Here is a 16328-nt window from a genome sequence, read left to right on the forward strand (position 1 = left end):
CTTATTTCTCACTCTCAACCAGGCCGCGCACAAAGGCACGCTGCATGACTAACACCACCACCACCGGTGGGATCAGGGTTAATAACATCGCCGCCATCACTTCGTTCCACTGGGTCGGTGAACCGCTGGTGGAGATCATGCTTTTAATCCCCGCCACCGCCGTGCCGAGGCTGGGGTCATTGATGATCAGCAGCGGCCAGAGATACTGATTCCAGCCGTAGATAAAGGTGATAACGAACAGCGCCGCCAGATTGGTTTTCGACAGTGGCAGCACGATATCGCGGAAGAAACGCAGCGCGCTGGCACCATCAATCCGGGCGGCTTCCACCAGTTCATCCGGCAGTGACATAAAAAACTGGCGGAACAAAAAGGTGGCGGTCGCCGATGCCATCAGCGGCAGGGTCAGGCCGCTATAACTGTCGAGCAGATTCAGCTCGGCGATCACCTGCACCGTCGGGAAAATACGCACCTCGACCGGCAGCATCAGGGTGATGAAAATCAGCCAGAAGAACAGCGTCCGCAGCGGAAAGCGGAACCAGACCAGCGCAAATGCCGAGAGCATCGAGACGGTGATTTTGCCGACGGTGATCCCGAGCGCCATGATGGTGCTGTTCAGCAGCATCAGGCCGAATGCCGGGCCGTTGCCGTTCACGCCGTGGGTCCAGATGCGCGAGACGTTTTCCCACAGGTGGCTGCCGGGTACCAGCGTCATCGGCACCTGATAGACCGCATCGTTATCCAGCGTTGCCGCCACGAAGGCGACGTAGAGCGGGAACAGGATGGTCAGCACGCCCAGGATCAGCACGATGTGGCTGAAGATATCCAGCCCGCGTCGGTTCTCAATCATTGGTATTGCACCTTACGTTCAACGAAACGGAACTGAATCACCGTCAGACCGATCACCAGCACCATCAGCACCACCGACTGGGCAGCAGATGAGGAGAGATCCAGACCGGTGAAGCCTTCGCGATAGATTTTGTAGATCAGCGTGGTGGTGGCCTGCACCGGTCCGCCGCCGGTGGCAGCATCGATCACCGGGAAGGTATCGAAGAAGGCATAAATCAGGTTCACCACCAGCAGGAAGAAGCTGACCGGCGTAATCAGCGGTAATGAGAGCTGAAAGAAACGCCGCACCGGCCCGGCACCGTCAATCGCGGCGGCTTCAACCAGCGATTTGGGGATCGACTGCAGCGCGGCGAAAAAGAACAGGAAGTTGTAGCTCATCTGCTGCCAGATTGACGCCAGCACAATCAGGAACATCGCCTGGCCGCTGTTTTGCGCGTAGTTCCAGTTGTAGCCGATGTGGTTCAGCAGGTAGCTGAACAGGCCAAGGCCGGGATTAAACAGAAACATCCACAGCACCGCCGCCACCACCGGCGCGACGGCATACGGCAGCAGCAGCAGCGTCTGATAAAGTTTGCGCAGTCGCACCACGTAATCCACCAGCGCCGCCAGCAGCAGCGACAGCACCATGCCGCACACCGTGACCAGACCGCTGAATTTGATGGTGGTCCAGAATGAATCCAGATAGTAAGGATCGGCAAACAGCCGTTTAAAGTTATCCAGCCCGACGAAGGTGCTGGAGATGCCAAAAGGATCGAGGCTTTGCAGCGAATACCATAAGGCTTCGCCAGCCGGCCAGAGAAAGAAGATGGCGGTGATCACCAGTTGCGGCAGCACCAAAAGATAGGGCAACAGGCTGGTGCGAAATACCGGACGAGATGAGGACATGGCGTACTCTGATTCAGAAAGAGAAAGGGCCAGCCGGTGCTGGCCCGATACAGCGGATTACTTCACCTGCTGCTGGAAACGACGCAGCAGTTCATTGCCGCGTTTAACCGCATTATCCAGTGCGCCCTGCGGCGACTGTTTGCCGGTCCAGACGCTTTCCAGCTCTTCATCCACCACGGTACGAATCTGTGGCATGTTGCCAAGACGCATCCCTTTGGTGAACGGTAACGGCGGCTTGTTCAGCATCTGACGGGTCGCGATATCGGCACCCGGATTTTTATCGTAGAAGCCCTGCTGTTTGCTCAGCTCATAGGCAGCCGTGGTGATCGGCAGATAGCCGGTTTTCTGATGCCATTCAGCAGCGATTTCTGGCTGGGCGAGGAACTGCATAAACTCAGCCACACCTTTGTAAGTGGCCGCATCTTTGCCCTTCATTACCCACAGGCTGGCCCCGCCGATGATGGCGTTTTGTGGTGCCTCAGGGACGGTGTCGTCATACGGCATCATGCCTACGCCGAAGTTAAATTTGGCGTAATGACGAATATCCGCCAGCGAGCCGGATGAGGCGGTGGTGATACCGCAATCGCCGTTATAGAACTTGGCGGTGGACTCATCTTTGCGGCCAAAGTAGGTGAAGTCGCCCTGTTTATTCATCTCTTCCAGCATCTGGATATGACGAACCTGCACCGGCTTATTGAACTCCAGGACCGCATCGTGTCCGTCAAAACCGTTGTTTTTGGTCGCTACCGGCAGCGCATGCCAGGCACTGAAGTTTTCGATCTGAATCCAGCCCTGCCAGCCGCTGGCGTAACCACAGCTCATGCCCGATTTACGCAGCGCCGCCGCATCTTTCGCCAGCTCCTGCCAGGTTTTAGGCGGCTGGTCCGGATTAAGACCCGCTTTTTTGAACGCGTCTTTGTTGTAGTAGAGCACCGGCGTCGAGCTGTTGAACGGCTGAGAGATCAGCTGACCGTTGCTGTCGCTGTAGTAGCCCGCCACCGTCGGCACAAACTGTTTTTCATCAAACGGAATACCGGCATCTTTAAACACCTGATGCACCGGCACAATCGCCTGCGACGCCATCATGGTGGCGGTACCGACTTCATACACCTGCAACACGGCGGGTGCTTTGCCGGTGCGCACGGCCGCGATACCTGCCGCCAGGCTCTGCTCGTAGTTACCTTTGTAGGTCGGAACAATTTTGTAATCGGGATGGGCCTGGTTAAAGCGTTGCGCCAGCGAGTCAACTTCTTTGCCTAACTCGCCTTCCATAGAGTGCCAGAACGGGATCTCAGTGGCGGCCAGCGCCTGGCCGCTGAGCGCTAGGCTAAGCAGTGCGCCGATCAGGCTACGACGATAGGTAACGACGGACATAGAATTTTCCTGTGCAGGTAAATACGCGTGAAATCACGCATTTGTGGTTCGCGAAGTAACATGACACGGGAAAATGAAGGATTAATAACGGGCAGATGACAGCCAGATGACAGGCTTAAGCGTGGAAAAGACGGAGCGGCTACCGGCCGGGCTGAGATTTTTGATAAGGTCTGGCCTGGTTGCGGTAAGACTGAGCCCTGCACAGAGAACACGGTCAGATCGGAAAGACGCTAAAGCCAATCCATGACACGCTCGGCCCGCGCGATTACGCACCCATTTTGATGGCCGTCGGCGGCACATAACGCACCCATTTCGAAGGCCGTCGGCGGCGCAGCGGGCATTTATATCGAAGGCCGTCGGCGGCACATCACGCACCCATTTCGAAGGCCGTCGGCGGCGCAGCGCGCATTTATATCGAAGGCCGTCGGCGGCGCAGGCAGGTTGCGGGCGGACAGCGCGCAGTAACCGGAGCGTACATTGAGTACGTGAGGATTACGAGCACTGCCCAACCACAACCTGACCAGTAAGCCAGGCCGATGTACCAAAGGGCGCAGTAACCGGAGCGTACATTCAGTACGTGAGGATTACGAGCACTGCCCAACCACAACCTGACCAGCAAGCCAGGCCGTGCCCCATCAGGCACCCAGGTATGCGCTTCGGACGGCTTCATTGGAAAGCAGCGCGGCCCCGCTATCCTCCAGCACTACGTGGCCGTTTTCCAGCACGTAGCCACGATCAGCCAGCTTCAGCGCCTGGTTGGCGTTCTGCTCCACCAGGAAGATGGTCATTCCTTCGCTGCGCAGCTGTTCGATGGTGTCGAAGATCTGCTGAATAATAATCGGTGCCAGACCCAGCGACGGTTCATCCAGCAACAGCAGGCGGGGCTGGCTCATCAGCGCACGGCCAATCGCCAGCATCTGCTGCTCACCGCCGGACATGGTGCCGGCACGCTGGATTTTGCGCTCCTCCAGCCGCGGGAACAGTTGATAAACGCGCTTAATCCGCTCCAGATATTGCGGGCGGCTGGCAAAAAAGCCGCCCATCGCCAGATTCTCTTCCACCGTCATACGCGAAAACACCCGCCGGCCTTCCGGCACGATGGCGATAGCTTCACGCATGATACGTGCCGTTTGCCAGTCGGTAATGGTTTTACCGTCAAAGGTGATGGTGCCGTGGCTGGCTCGCGGTTCGCCACACAGCGTACCCAGCAGCGTGGTTTTTCCGGCACCGTTGGCCCCAATCAGCGTGACGATCTCGCCCTGATTAATGTAAAGGCTGACGTTATGCAACGCCTGGATTTTGCCATAGTGAGCGCTCACGTTATCAATGGTTAACATCGCATTTGCCATCTTACGCCTCTCCTAAATAGGCACGGATCACGTCCGGATTATTGCGGATCTCTTCCGGCGTGCCGTTAGCCAACGGCGTTCCCTGATTGACCACGTAAATGCGATCGGAAATACCCATCACCAGCTTCATATCATGTTCTATCAGCAGCACGGAAACTTTGTGCTCGCCACGCAGTTCGGCGATCAGCTCATCAAGCTCGTGCGTCTCTTTGGGGTTAAGACCGGCCGCCGGTTCATCCAGCATCAGGATTTCCGGGCGGGTCACCATGCAGCGCGCAATCTCCAGACGACGCTGCTGACCATAAGCCAGGTTACCGGCCTGACGGTTAGCCAGATCCAGCAGACCGACCCGCTCCAGCCAGTTGGCTGCGCGATCGAGCGCCTCGCTTTCACTGCGACGAAACGCCGGTGTTTTGAGCAGGCCGGCAAACAGCCCGCTCTTCAGATGTTGATGTTGCGCCACCAGCAGGTTTTCAATCACCGTCATTTCACGAAACAGCCGCACGTGCTGGAAGGTGCGCACAATCCCCATCCGCGCAATCTTCTGGCCGGGCAATCCTTCCAGATGCTGCTCACGCAGTTTAATGCTGCCGCCGGTCGGCTTGTAGAAGCCGGTCAGGCAGTTAAACACCGTGGTTTTACCGGCACCGTTCGGCCCGATTAGCGAGACGATTTCCTGCGGATGCAGCGCCAGCGCCACGTTGTTAACCGCTAACAGGCCGCCGAAGCGCATCATCAGGCCTTCAACGGCTAATAAAGGCTGACTCATGCCTGTTCTCCTTGTTTACCTTGTCTCAGCTTCAGATGCGGACGCTTCATCGGCAACAGTCCCTGCGGACGCCAGATCATCATCAGCACCATTAAGCCTCCCAGCACCAGCATGCTGTACTCATTGAGATCACGCATCAGCTCGCGCGACACCACCAGCAGAATGGCGGCCAGTATCACCGCAAACTGCGAGCCCATGCCGCCGAGTACCACAATCGCCAGCACAAAAGCCGATTCGACAAAGGTAAAGGATTCCGGGCTGACAAAGCCCTGGCGCGCGGCGAACAGGCTGCCGGCAAAGCCGGCGAAGGCGGCGCTGATGGTGAAGGCAGTCAGTTTAATCCGGGTCGGGCTGAGGCCAAGCGAACGGCAGGCGATTTCATCCTCACGCAATGCTTCCCAGGCGCGGCCCAGCGGCATCCGCAACAGACGGTTAATCACAAACAGCGTCAGCACCACCAGCAGCAATGCCACCAGATAGAGGAAGATAATCCGGTCACTGGGATCGTATTTCAGGCCAAAGAAATGGTGGAAGGTATCCCAGCCGCCTTCACGCGGCGTCCGGCCAAATTCCAGACCAAAGAAGGTCGGTTTCGGGATCTGGCTGATGCCGTTCGGACCACCGGTCAGGGCGGTATTGTTGAGCAGCAGAATACGCACGATCTCACCAAAGCCCAGCGTCACAATTGCCAGATAGTCGCCGCGCAACCGCAAGACCGGGAAACCCAGCAGCAGACCAAACAGCGCGGCCACCATGCCCGAGAGCGGCAGGCATTGCCAGAAGCCCAGCCCGTAATAGTGATTCAGCAAGGCGAAGGTATAGGCGCCGATGGCATAGAAGCCGCCGTAACCTAAAACCAGTAAGCCCGACAGGCCGACCACCACGTTCAGCCCGAGACCGAGCATCACGTAGATCAGCGTCATGGTGGCAATATCGACCGTGCCGCGCGACACCAGGAAGGGCCAGGCGAGCGCCGCCACGATCATTACCGCCATCACCAGTTTTTGCTTCGGCGTTGAGCCATCAATGCCTGGCAACACCAGCGCCGGACCCGAGATTTTCTTCAGGCCGCTCTGCCAGACCGGCCGCAGCAGCTGGAACAGAAATACCACCACACAGGCGACCGCAATCCAGTTCCAGCGCACGCTGCCGGCGTTTTGCACCACCAGGTTAGTGCCGTCCAGATTCAGGCGCAGCCCCATAAAGAAGCTGGCGAGCAGCAGCAGCATCAGCGACGAAATCAGGGCGTTGAGTAAGGAAGACTTCATACTTTTTCCACCTCCGGACGGCCCAGAATCCCGGTCGGCATCACCAGCAGTACCACAATCAGTAAGGCAAAGGAGACCACATCTTTATACTCGGTGCTCAGATAGGCGGAAGTCAGCGCTTCGGCGATTCCCAGCACCAGGCCACCAATCATCGCGCCCGGAATACTGCCAATGCCGCCCAGTACCGCAGCGGTGAACGCCTTCATGCCGGCCATAAAGCCGATGAACGGGTTGATCGATCCGTAAAACTGGCCCAGCAACACGCCCGCGACCGCCGCCATGGCGGCACCGATGACAAAGGTCAGTGAGATGACGCGATCGGTATTGATGCCCAGCAGGCTGGCCATTTTCAGATCTTCGGCACAGGCGCGACAGGCGCGGCCCATACGCGAATAGCGAATAAAGGTGGTCAGCGCCAGCATCGCCAGGAACGTCACCACCCAGATCACAATTTGCATGGTGGAGATGGTGGCGGCAAAGCCGTTGCTCTCGCCGACGGTCCACTGACCGGTAATCAGGCTCGGCAGCGCCAGGTCGCGCGATCCCTGGGTCAGGCTGACGTAGTTTTGCAGGAATATCGACATCCCGATGGCGGAGATCAGCGCAATCAGGCGCTTAGAGGAGCGCACCGGCCGGTAGGCGACGCGTTCAATGCTCCAGCCGTAGGCGCTGGAGATAATTACCGCCATCACAAACCCGGCGGCAATCATCAGCCAGCTGGTGTCGATGCCCATCATCATCAGGGCGGCAATCACGATAAAGGAGACGTAGCTACCGATCATGTAAACCTCGCCGTGGGCGAAGTTGATCATGCCGATGATGCCGTAAACCATGGTGTAACCGATGGCGATCAGCGCATAGGTGCTGCCGAGGGTAACACCGTTGAACATCTGCTGGATAAAATAGAGGAACTGCTCGGACATACCTTAACCCTTACTTATCCGCTCGTGACCGAACGGAGTACAAAAAACGCCTGGCAGCACAGACCAGGCGTTAGTGTTGCAGGGGAGCAGGCAACGGTTACCCGCTACCTGACCCGCCAGTAAACAGCCTGATTTACTTCACAGCGGTCGAGGTACCGTCGGCATGCCATTTGAAGACACCGAACTCAAAGCCTTTCAGATCGCCTTTCTGATCCCAGCTCAGGTTGCCCATCACGGTTGGCACCGCAGCGCCTTCCTTCAGGTTTTTCACGATATCTTCCGGCTCTGCGCTCTTGCTGCGCTCCATCCCGGCCGCCAGCGATTGCAGGGCAGCATAGGTGGTCCAGACGAACGGACCGGTTGGATCGAGTTTCTTCGCTTTCAGCGCATCAACGATCGGTTTGTTGGTCTCAACCTGATCGTAGCGTTTCGGTAAGGTCACCAGCATGCCTTCAGAGGCGGCACCGGCGATGTTGGACAGCGAGGCGTTACCGACCCCTTCCGGCCCCATGAACTGGGTTTTCAGACCGGCAGCACGCGCCTGGCGAACAATCTGGCCCATCTCCGGGTAATAACCGCCGAAGTAGACGAAATCGACGTTCTCTTTCTTAAAGCGCGCCACCAGGGTGGAGAAATCTTTATCGCCTGCGGTGATACCTTCAAACATCACGATGTTGGCGCCCTGCTTTTTCAGGCTATCCTGCACTGAACGCGCCAGGCCTTCGCCATACTGCTGCTTGTCGTGAACCACGGCGATCCGCTGCGGCTTCAGTTCGGTCATGGCATATTTGGCTGCAGTCGGGCCCTGATCGGAGTCGAGACCGGTGGTGCGCATAATCAGTTTATAACCGCGGGCGGTGAGATCCGGTGCGGTGGCGGCAGGGGTAATCATCAGCACGCCTTCATCTTCATAGATGTCAGACGCCGGCTGGGTCGATGAGGAGCAGAGATGGCCGATAACATAGCGGATGCCGTCGTTGATCACTTTGTTGGCTACCGCCACCGCCTGTTTCGGGTCGCAGGCATCGTCATATTTCACCGCAACCAGTTTGTTGCCGTTGACGCCGCCTTTGGCATTAATATCTTCAATCGCCTGAGTCGCTCCGGCAAACTGCATGTCGCCATACTGCGCAACCGGGCCAGACATCGCCCCAACAATCGCCACTTTAATATCTTCAGCCAGCGCTGCATGGCTCATCGCCAGTGCTACGCATCCCGCCAGTAATGCGCGACCTTTCATTTTCATCCGGACTACCCCATGTGTTATGTCGTGTATGTGTGAGTGCAAACTGCCAGATAAAGATCAAAAACTGATTAAGCAATAATGAGTTAGCGCACTTTTCTGGCATTTATTAGTAATAAGGCTTTATTTTTCAGGTTATTAAACAGGAAGTTTCTTCTGTAAATCAACTGACATATTCAGAATTGCCTGAGTGCAACAGCATAATACACTGGATGCAACGGCCGGTTTTTCACCACTTTGCCAGCGGGTTATGCTGGATTGATCGCATCCGGGGCCTGTTTACAACTATCATCCTGGCAGCCAGGCCATCTTTTGACCTGTTTTATTGATGAAAATGTGTCAGCGCTCTGGTTGTATACTTTCGCTACACTTTCCCCTTTTACAAGTACAGGTGTTTGTCATGAAGCTCACCATCCAGCGTTTAACCGCGCTGACGCCGCAGGACCGCATTGATCTGGCAAAAATCTGGCCGGATCTGGAGATTGATAGTCTGGAACAGAGCCTGAATGAACGGCATCGCATTTACGCGGCGCGCTTCAACGATCGTCTGCTGGGTGCGTTGCAGCTGGAGATTTCAGGCATTCACGGCAAGATTCATCGGCTGGCGGTGCGCGATGTCACCCGTCGACGGGGAGTCGGACAATACTTGCTGGAAGAGACCATCAGGCAGAACGGCTCATTAGCGGACTGGTGGATGGCAGATGATGGCAGCGACGATCAGCAGGTGCGGGCGGCGTTTATGCAGGCGTGTGGTTTCAGGGCGCAGGCGGATGGCTGGGTATTAGCGGTCGGTTAGGCGGACGCAGAAAACAAAAAGGGCGACATCATGATGTCGCCCCTGAAGGTTACCTTAGGGTATTACGCTTCGATCGCCATGCGCAGTTTTTTCATGGCGTTCTTTTCCAGCTGGCGGACACGTTCCGCCGAGACGCCGTATTGATCGGCTAACTCCTGCAGCGTGGTTTTGTTGTCTTCATCCAGCCAGCGGGCGCGGATGATATGCTGACTACGCTCATCCAGACCTTCCATCGCATAGCTCAGCTTGTCTGCGGCGTGGGCATCCCAGTTATCCTCTTCGATGCCGTCGGCAAAGTCAGAGGTTTTATCCTGCAGATAGAGCACCGGTGCCATTGATTTGCCTTCGCCGCTCTCATCGTCGGCCGACATATCAAAAGTCATATCCTGCGCTGCCATACGTGATTCCATTTCACGCACGTCTTTACTGCTCACGCCCAGCTCGCGCGCCACCATCTCGACTTCATCCTGGTTGAACCAGCCCAGACGCTGCTTGGTTTTGCGCAGGTTAAAGAACAGCTTACGCTGTGCTTTAGTGGTCGCGACTTTCACGATACGCCAGTTACGCAGCACGTATTCATGAATCTCGGCTTTAATCCAGTGCACGGCAAATGAGACCAGGCGCACGCCCACTTCAGGGTTGAAGCGACGCACTGCTTTCATCAGGCCGATGTTACCTTCCTGAATCAGGTCAGCCTGCGGCAAGCCGTAGCCGGAGTAGTTACGAGCGATATGAACTACAAAGCGTAGGTGAGACAGGATCAGCGTCTTTGCCGCATCCAGATCGCCCTGGTAATGCAGCCGTTCAGCCAACGCTTTTTCCTCTTCTGCCGAGAGCATCGGCCAGGTATTGGCAGCCCGGACGTAAGACTCCAGGTTACCAAGAGGAGCAATAGCTAAAGTTTGCATTTCTTTGGTCATTCAAACCCTCACAAATTCAGTGGAATTGCCGCACATTTCCTTGCGCAGACGATACAGTATGTCAACGTCGCGCGAAATCCGAAAGCAATCTGTGCTACCGGGACAACAAAGTTATCCACAACAACAATTATAGCAGTGAATATTTTACACACAGATGACAGGAAGGGAAGCGGGTAATGCGTCCTCTGCATCCCATCTTCGGTAGCAGAGGACTATTATAACAAAAAAATGTTGCAGGCGTTTACTGGGGCGTAAATCGGCGTAAATGTTGTACCGTCGCCAGCCAGGCGGCCACCCAGCCGATGATAGCGGCAATCAGTAATAACAACAGCGCCTCATCCCAGGAGAACCCTTCCAGTGAGAAGGTGGTGCCGAATACGGTCGCCACGTGGGCCACCACCGACTGTAACCGCAGCACCAACACTTCTGACAGTACCAGCGACAGTACCGCGCCGCTGAAGCCCAGCAACGCGCCGCCATACAGGAACGGCCGCAGGATAAAGCCATCGGTCGCGCCAATCAGCTTTTGTACGTTGATGGTATCGCGGCGGGCAAAAATGCTGAGCCGTACGCTGTTACCGATCACCAGGAACACCGCCACAATCATCAGCACGCCGATCATTGAAGCAATCTGCCCTACCAGTCCGGTCAGCGCCGCCAGCCGTGCGAACCAGCTGTCGTCCATCCGCACTTCATCCACGCCCTGCACTTTGGTGACCCTATCGCGCAGGCTCTGCATGGTGTCAGAGTTCTGGAAATTAAGCTTCGGCGTGATAATCGCCACCGCAGGCAGCGGATTCTGCTCCAGCATATCCATTGCACCGCCAAAGCCTGACCAGTTGCGGAACTCATTGAGCGCCTCTTCCCGCGTCAGGTAATTGACGTTATCCACGCCATCAACCTGTTTGAGCTGCGCCACCACGTTTTCCGCAGCAGTGTCATCCAGCGCTTTGTCGAGATAGACCGTCAGCTGCGGTGCCGGATACCACTGCGTCGCCGCCTGACTGACGTTTTTCCACACCATATAGCAGACGCTTGGCAGGGTCAGCGAAATGGCGATTACCATCACCGTCAGCAGCGTCGCCAGCGGCTGACGCCACATGTCAGACAGGGTACCGCGCAGCGCATAGCGCCACTGCTCCTGCCAGCCGCCTTTCAGCGCTTTGCTTTTCGACGGCGACTGCTTCACTTTCTGCGCCGTCGGGCGTTTATTGCGTTTATTGACCATCGTGGCCTCCGTGCAGGCGTCCCTGATTCAGCGTCATGACGCGGTAGTTACGACGGGCGATTAAGCCGTTGTCGTGCGTCGCCATTAATACCGTGACGCCAACCCGGTTGAACTCTTCGAACAGCCGCAGAATATCTTCCGACAGCGCTTCATCAAGGTTACCGGTCGGTTCATCCGCCAGCAGCACCGCCGGTTTGTTTACCACCGCACGGGCGATACCGACACGCTGCTGTTCACCGCCTGACAGCTGAATCGGGTAACTTTTCGCTTTGTCGAGCAGGCCGACTTTATCCAGCGCTGCCGAGACGCGACGACGGATATCTTCGCCGCTGGCACCGGAGATAATCAGCGGGATCGCCACGTTGTCATACACCGAACGATCCATCAGCAGGTGGTGATCCTGAAAGATCATGCCGATCTGACGGCGCAGGAAAGGCACCTCACTGTTACGCAAGCGGGAAATATCGTGGCCGCTAAACCAGATTTGTCCGGCACTCGGACGCTCAATGCCACAAATCAGCTTCAGCAACGTACTTTTACCGGCACCGGAGTGGCCGGTCAGGAACGCCATTTCGCCGGGACGCAGATGGAAATCCACCCCCTGCAGTGCCTGACGTCCGCCGAGATATGCCTTACTGACCTCTTCAAAGCGAATCATCCTAATTAGTCCTCTCGGGCAAACAGTGCCTCAATAAAATCGTCCGCCTTAAACGGTCGTAAATCCTCGATGCCTTCCCCGACACCGATATAGCGAATCGGAATGCCGAACTGATCGGCGATCGAGAAGATCACGCCGCCCTTGGCGGTGCCATCCAGCTTGGTCAGCGCGATGCCGGTTAAACCCACCGCTTCATCGAACAGTCTGGCCTGGCTGACCGCGTTCTGCCCGGTGCTGGCGTCAAGCGTCAGCATCACTTCATGCGGCGCATCTTCGTCCAGCTTCTTCATGACGCGGGTAATTTTCTTCAGCTCTTCCATCAGGTGCGATTTGTTCTGCAGACGACCGGCGGTATCCGCGATCAGCACATCCACACCGCGTGATTTGGCCGCCTGAATCGCGTCGAAGATGACCGACGCGGAATCCGCACCGGTATGCTGGGCAATTACCGGAATATTGTTGCGCTGACCCCAGACCTGCAGCTGCTCGACCGCAGCGGCGCGGAAGGTGTCACCGGCAGCCAGCATCACCGATTTGCCCTCGGCCTGATACTGCCGCGCCAGTTTACCGATGGTGGTAGTTTTCCCCACCCCGTTGACGCCAACCATCAGGATGACAAACGGCGTTTTGCCGGAGACATCCAGCGGCGCATCGACTTTGGCCAGAATCGAGGCCATTTCGGCTTTCAGCAAGCCGTAGAGCGCTTCTGCGTCACGCAGCTGCTTACGGTTCGCCTGCTGCGTCAGATGGGTAATGATGCGGCGGGTCGTATCGACGCCGACGTCGGCAATCAGTAACTGCTCTTCCAGCTCATCAAACAGGTCATCATCAATCTTTTTGCCACGGAACAGACTGACAAAACCGGAACCAAGGTTCTGACGGGTTTTCACCAGGCTGCGCTTCAGACGAGCAAAGAAGCCCTCCTTGCTGGGACGTTCCTGCTCCTGCGTGATGATTGGCGCCGCGGCTAACGGCAGATCGCTGACGGTATCCGGCACGCCATCGGCTTCTTCGCTTTCCGCCAGCGCTTCCAGCTCTTCATCGCTCAGCGGCGCGTCGGCCGATGGCGTTTCGATGATTTCCGCATCGCCCAGCGCCAGGGCTTCCAGCTCTTTGTCGCTCAGCGGCGCGTCGGCCGCTGGCGTTTCGATGATCTCCGCCTCGCCCAGCGCCAGCGCGTCCAGCTCTTCGTCGCTCAGTGGCGCGTCGGCCGCTGGCGTTTCGATGATCTCCGCATCGCCCAGCGCCAGGGCTTCCAGCTCTTCGTCGCTCAGTGGCGCGTCGGCCGCTGGCGTTTCGATGATCTCCGCCTCGCCCAGCGCCAGCGCGTCCAGCTCTTCGTCGCTCAGCGGCGCGTCGGCCTGATGCAGTTCAGCATCAGCCGCCGGCGTGATAACGGCGTCAGCCTCGACGACCGGGGCGACGTCAGCCTCCGGCGCGATCTCCGTTTCCAGTAAGGCTTCCGGGTCAGCCTGAATCGGCTCCGGCTCCGCCAGGGCTTGCGGCGCGGCTTCGTGCGGCGCAGCGGCCGTCACATCCGCATCACGCTGCTGTCCGGCCACCGTTTCGGTGATGGCGACAGTCTCTTCCGCTTGCGCTTCAGCCTGGGTTAAGGTTGCGGCTTGCTGCTCTGACTGCTGCTGAGCAGACTCAGCCGCCTGCTGCGCCTGCTCCTCCGCAGAGGGTTGCTTCTCTTCTTCTTTGCCAAATCCCAGCCAGGAAAAAAAGCCACGTTTTTTCTCTTTTGCCATTGTGTGACTACACTCCTCGATGGCTTTGTCCCGGTCGCACGTCGTTTCCAGGGGTGAATCAATTAAAATTGGCTAACGCCAGACCGGCGTAAAACCGCAGAATACTGCATGACTTCAGCAACTCAGTAGTCTAACACTTTCCAGCCAGCTCACCACAGCACCCTTTTTTAACGTTTCTTCTCACCGATTCGCCCGTTAAACTACGCAACAAATTATGACGAGTTGTGAGCAAGATGACTAAAAACCCCCGCAGTACCGGCGGTGCCGGCCAGATCCGCATCATCGGCGGACAATGGCGCGGACGCAAATTGCCGGTGCCCGATAGTGCCGGACTGCGCCCGACCACCGATCGGGTACGTGAAACGCTGTTTAACTGGCTGGCGCCGGTACTGCCCGACGCACGTTGTCTCGACTGTTTCGCCGGCAGCGGCGCGTTAGGTCTGGAAGCGCTGTCGCGTTACGCTGAATCGGCTACGCTACTGGAGCTGGAGCGTCCGGTGGCACAGCAACTGATGAAGAACCTGCAGACGCTTAACGCCTGCAACGGCAAGGTGATTCAGACCAATGCACTCAGCTTTCTGGCCCAGCCGGGCCAACCGTTTGACGTGGTGTTTATCGATCCGCCGTTTCGTCAGGGCCTGCTGGAGCAAACGCTACAACTGCTGGAACAGAACCACTGGCTGGCAGACGAGGCGCTGATCTACGTCGAAAGTGAAGTGGAAAATGGCGCGCCGCCGGTGCCGCCAGAGTGGAACCTTTATCGCGAGAAAATAGCCGGACAAGTGGCTTATCGTTTATATCAACGTCAACTGGAGACGCAGGATGTTACTTAATTTGGGGCGTCTGTTGATGCTGTGCGTGTGGGGTTTTTTACTGGTTAACGTAGTCCATCCCTACCCGAAGCCGCTGACCTACTTCATTAATGTCGCGCTGTTTTTCATGATCATGATGCACGGCCTGCAGCTGGTGTTACTGCGTGCCACACAGACCAAAGATGCCCCGCCAATCGACCGCCTTACCCAGGCGAAAGTGTTTGTGTTTGGCGTATTTGAGCTGGTCGCCTGGCAGAAAAAACACTTCCCGCGGAAAAAGTAGTCTTCAGAGCGGGCACCCTGCCCGCTGATTACTGCGCTGGCGTAAAGCTGATAAAGCGCGTCCCCTGCATTTTCAATTCACCCCTCGCCCCTTTATCCAGCTGATGATACTGCGCTTCCTGAAGCTGCACTTTTATGTCGCTGGCTCCGTTAAGCGGGTGAAACAGCGCCTCGTAACGCATCTCTTCGCCGGCAATCACTTCACGCTGACGTGAGCGCCGATTGGGTGCCGGAAATTCCCGTTTGGTTTTAACCTGCGCCGTCAGGGATCGTACCGGAGAGGCGTCATTGACCGCGCTTTCCCGGCGCTGTTTGATGAACTGACGGGTGGCCAGCACGGCGATAATTGCCAGAACGATAATAAAGATTAGCGGTGGTTTGCTCATAGTTCTCTCGTGCTTAAAGGGTGCGGATGGCGTTAACTGCGCGGCAAAGCATACAACCAGAGTTGCCTGATTGTCACATCGTCGGGACGTAACCTAAACTGGAAGGGATATTTTGGGATCTTTCACCATTTGGGTTAAAAAAGGGAGAAACAATGCTCTGGTCTTTCCTCGCTGTACTTTTCTCCGGCTGGCTCTACGTTGATGCCACCTATCGCGGTCCGCAATGGCAACGCTGGCTGTTTAAACCGGTCACGCTGCTGCTGCTGGTCGGCCTGGCCTGGCAGGCTCCGACGCTGAATACCACTGACTATCTGATTCTGGCCGGCCTGATCGCCACGCTGGTCGGTGATGCGCTGACGCTGTTGCCCCGTCAGCAGATGCTCTATGCGATTGGCGCATTTTTCCTTTCACATCTGCTGTATACCCTCTGCTTCGCCGCCAGTATGACCATGACCTTTTTCTGGCCGATTCCGCTGACGCTGCTGGTTATCGGCGCGGTGCTGATTGGTATTCTGTGGAGCAGGCTGGAAGATTTGCGCTGGCCGATCTGTACCTTTATCGGCATGACGCTGGTGATGACCTGGATCGCTACGGAGCAATACTTCTTCCGCCCTACCGATTACAGCTTCTCAATCATGGTCGGTGCAGGTCTGCTGCTGCTGGCTAACATTGTCTGGTTTATCAGCCACTATCGCCGTCGTTTCAGTGCCGACAGCGCTATCGTTGCAGCCTGCTACTTTGCCGGTCACTTTATGATTGTCCGTTCACTGTGGGTGATTTAAAAAATTGACCTTGACTCTGGAGTTCACTCCAGAGTGTAGGATAGCGGGATGGGCAG

At 56.8% G+C, this 16328-nt stretch carries 17 protein-coding genes; 4 read left to right on the forward strand and 13 right to left on the reverse strand.

Annotated features, from left to right (window positions below; all coding sequences use genetic code 11):
• Position 1: 1 nt before the first annotated feature.
• The 8 genes from ugpE to AC6I8I_RS18605 all read right to left on the reverse strand — a co-directional run bounded on the left by ugpE (position 2) and on the right by AC6I8I_RS18605 (position 8660).
• Complete coding sequence (gene ugpE, locus AC6I8I_RS18570) at positions 2–847, reverse strand: sn-glycerol-3-phosphate ABC transporter permease UgpE (protein WP_312054290.1); 846 nt, start codon at positions 845–847, stop codon at positions 2–4.
• Entirely contained in the window at positions 844–1731 is an 888-nt protein-coding gene (gene ugpA, locus AC6I8I_RS18575) for a sn-glycerol-3-phosphate ABC transporter permease UgpA (RefSeq protein ID WP_312054288.1), read from the reverse strand. Before ugpA ends, ugpE begins: the two co-directional genes overlap by 4 nt.
• 57 nt (positions 1732–1788) lie before the next feature.
• Positions 1789–3105 (reverse strand): sn-glycerol-3-phosphate ABC transporter substrate-binding protein UgpB, encoded by a 1317-nt coding sequence (gene ugpB, locus AC6I8I_RS18580; protein WP_312054286.1) that lies wholly within the window; start codon positions 3103–3105, stop codon positions 1789–1791.
• Between the two features lie 635 nt (positions 3106–3740).
• Positions 3741–4454 carry a high-affinity branched-chain amino acid ABC transporter ATP-binding protein LivF gene (livF, locus tag AC6I8I_RS18585; protein WP_312054284.1) on the reverse strand — a complete coding sequence of 238 codons (714 nt, stop codon included), beginning with the start codon at positions 4452–4454 and terminating at the stop codon, positions 3741–3743.
• Position 4455: 1 nt separating this feature from the next.
• A complete protein-coding gene (gene livG, locus AC6I8I_RS18590) occupies positions 4456–5223 on the reverse strand; it encodes a high-affinity branched-chain amino acid ABC transporter ATP-binding protein LivG (protein ID WP_312054282.1) in 768 nt (255 codons plus the stop codon).
• Complete coding sequence (locus tag AC6I8I_RS18595; protein WP_031376711.1) at positions 5220–6491, reverse strand: high-affinity branched-chain amino acid ABC transporter permease LivM; 1272 nt, start codon at positions 6489–6491, stop codon at positions 5220–5222. The genes livG and AC6I8I_RS18595 overlap by 4 nt, the downstream gene beginning before the upstream one ends.
• Entirely contained in the window at positions 6488–7414 is a 927-nt protein-coding gene (gene livH / locus AC6I8I_RS18600; RefSeq protein WP_312054279.1) for a high-affinity branched-chain amino acid ABC transporter permease LivH, read from the reverse strand. Before livH ends, AC6I8I_RS18595 begins: the two co-directional genes overlap by 4 nt.
• A gap of 133 nt (positions 7415–7547) precedes the next feature.
• A complete protein-coding gene (locus tag AC6I8I_RS18605) occupies positions 7548–8660 on the reverse strand; it encodes a branched-chain amino acid ABC transporter substrate-binding protein (protein ID WP_089561860.1) in 1113 nt (370 codons plus the stop codon).
• Positions 8661–9057: 397 nt separating this feature from the next.
• On the opposite strand from AC6I8I_RS18605, the gene panM reads away from it, so the two are divergent.
• The gene (gene panM / locus AC6I8I_RS18610) at positions 9058–9453 is read left to right on the forward strand and encodes an aspartate 1-decarboxylase autocleavage activator PanM (protein ID WP_312054275.1); all 396 of its coding nucleotides are present in this window, start codon (positions 9058–9060) and stop codon (positions 9451–9453) included.
• Positions 9454–9515: 62 nt separating this feature from the next.
• Here the strand turns inward: panM and rpoH are convergent, their stop codons facing one another.
• The 4 genes from rpoH to ftsY form a co-directional block, all read right to left on the reverse strand.
• The gene (rpoH, locus tag AC6I8I_RS18615) at positions 9516–10373 is read right to left on the reverse strand and encodes an RNA polymerase sigma factor RpoH (protein WP_031376708.1); all 858 of its coding nucleotides are present in this window, start codon (positions 10371–10373) and stop codon (positions 9516–9518) included.
• Positions 10374–10614: 241 nt separating this feature from the next.
• Positions 10615–11601, reverse strand: coding sequence for a permease-like cell division protein FtsX (gene ftsX / locus AC6I8I_RS18620; RefSeq protein WP_497828174.1), 987 nt, complete (start codon positions 11599–11601; stop codon positions 10615–10617).
• Positions 11591–12259 carry a cell division ATP-binding protein FtsE gene (gene ftsE, locus AC6I8I_RS18625; protein ID WP_031376707.1) on the reverse strand — a complete coding sequence of 223 codons (669 nt, stop codon included), beginning with the start codon at positions 12257–12259 and terminating at the stop codon, positions 11591–11593. The genes ftsX and ftsE overlap by 11 nt, the downstream gene beginning before the upstream one ends.
• 5 nt (positions 12260–12264) lie before the next feature.
• Positions 12265–14010 carry a signal recognition particle-docking protein FtsY gene (gene ftsY / locus AC6I8I_RS18630; RefSeq protein ID WP_497828175.1) on the reverse strand — a complete coding sequence of 582 codons (1746 nt, stop codon included), beginning with the start codon at positions 14008–14010 and terminating at the stop codon, positions 12265–12267.
• A 233-nt stretch (positions 14011–14243) separates the two neighbouring features.
• On the opposite strand from ftsY, the gene rsmD reads away from it, so the two are divergent.
• Complete coding sequence (gene rsmD / locus AC6I8I_RS18635; RefSeq protein ID WP_312054270.1) at positions 14244–14843, forward strand: 16S rRNA (guanine(966)-N(2))-methyltransferase; 600 nt, start codon at positions 14244–14246, stop codon at positions 14841–14843.
• On the forward strand, positions 14833–15105 hold the full coding sequence (locus tag AC6I8I_RS18640; RefSeq protein ID WP_312054269.1) for a DUF1145 family protein: 273 nt from the start codon (positions 14833–14835) through the stop codon (positions 15103–15105). The genes rsmD and AC6I8I_RS18640 overlap by 11 nt, the downstream gene beginning before the upstream one ends.
• 28 nt (positions 15106–15133) lie before the next feature.
• On the opposite strand, the gene AC6I8I_RS18645 is transcribed toward AC6I8I_RS18640, so the two are convergent.
• A complete protein-coding gene (locus AC6I8I_RS18645) occupies positions 15134–15490 on the reverse strand; it encodes a DUF2500 domain-containing protein (protein ID WP_312054268.1) in 357 nt (118 codons plus the stop codon).
• A gap of 152 nt (positions 15491–15642) precedes the next feature.
• Between AC6I8I_RS18645 and AC6I8I_RS18650 the strand changes: the two genes are divergently transcribed.
• Positions 15643–16272, forward strand: a complete 630-nt coding sequence (locus AC6I8I_RS18650) for a lysoplasmalogenase (RefSeq protein WP_312054267.1) — start codon at positions 15643–15645, stop codon at positions 16270–16272.
• Positions 16273–16328: the final 56 nt, after the last annotated feature.

This window comes from Pantoea sp. X-Soil-YNGN-775 (assembly GCF_059730575.1).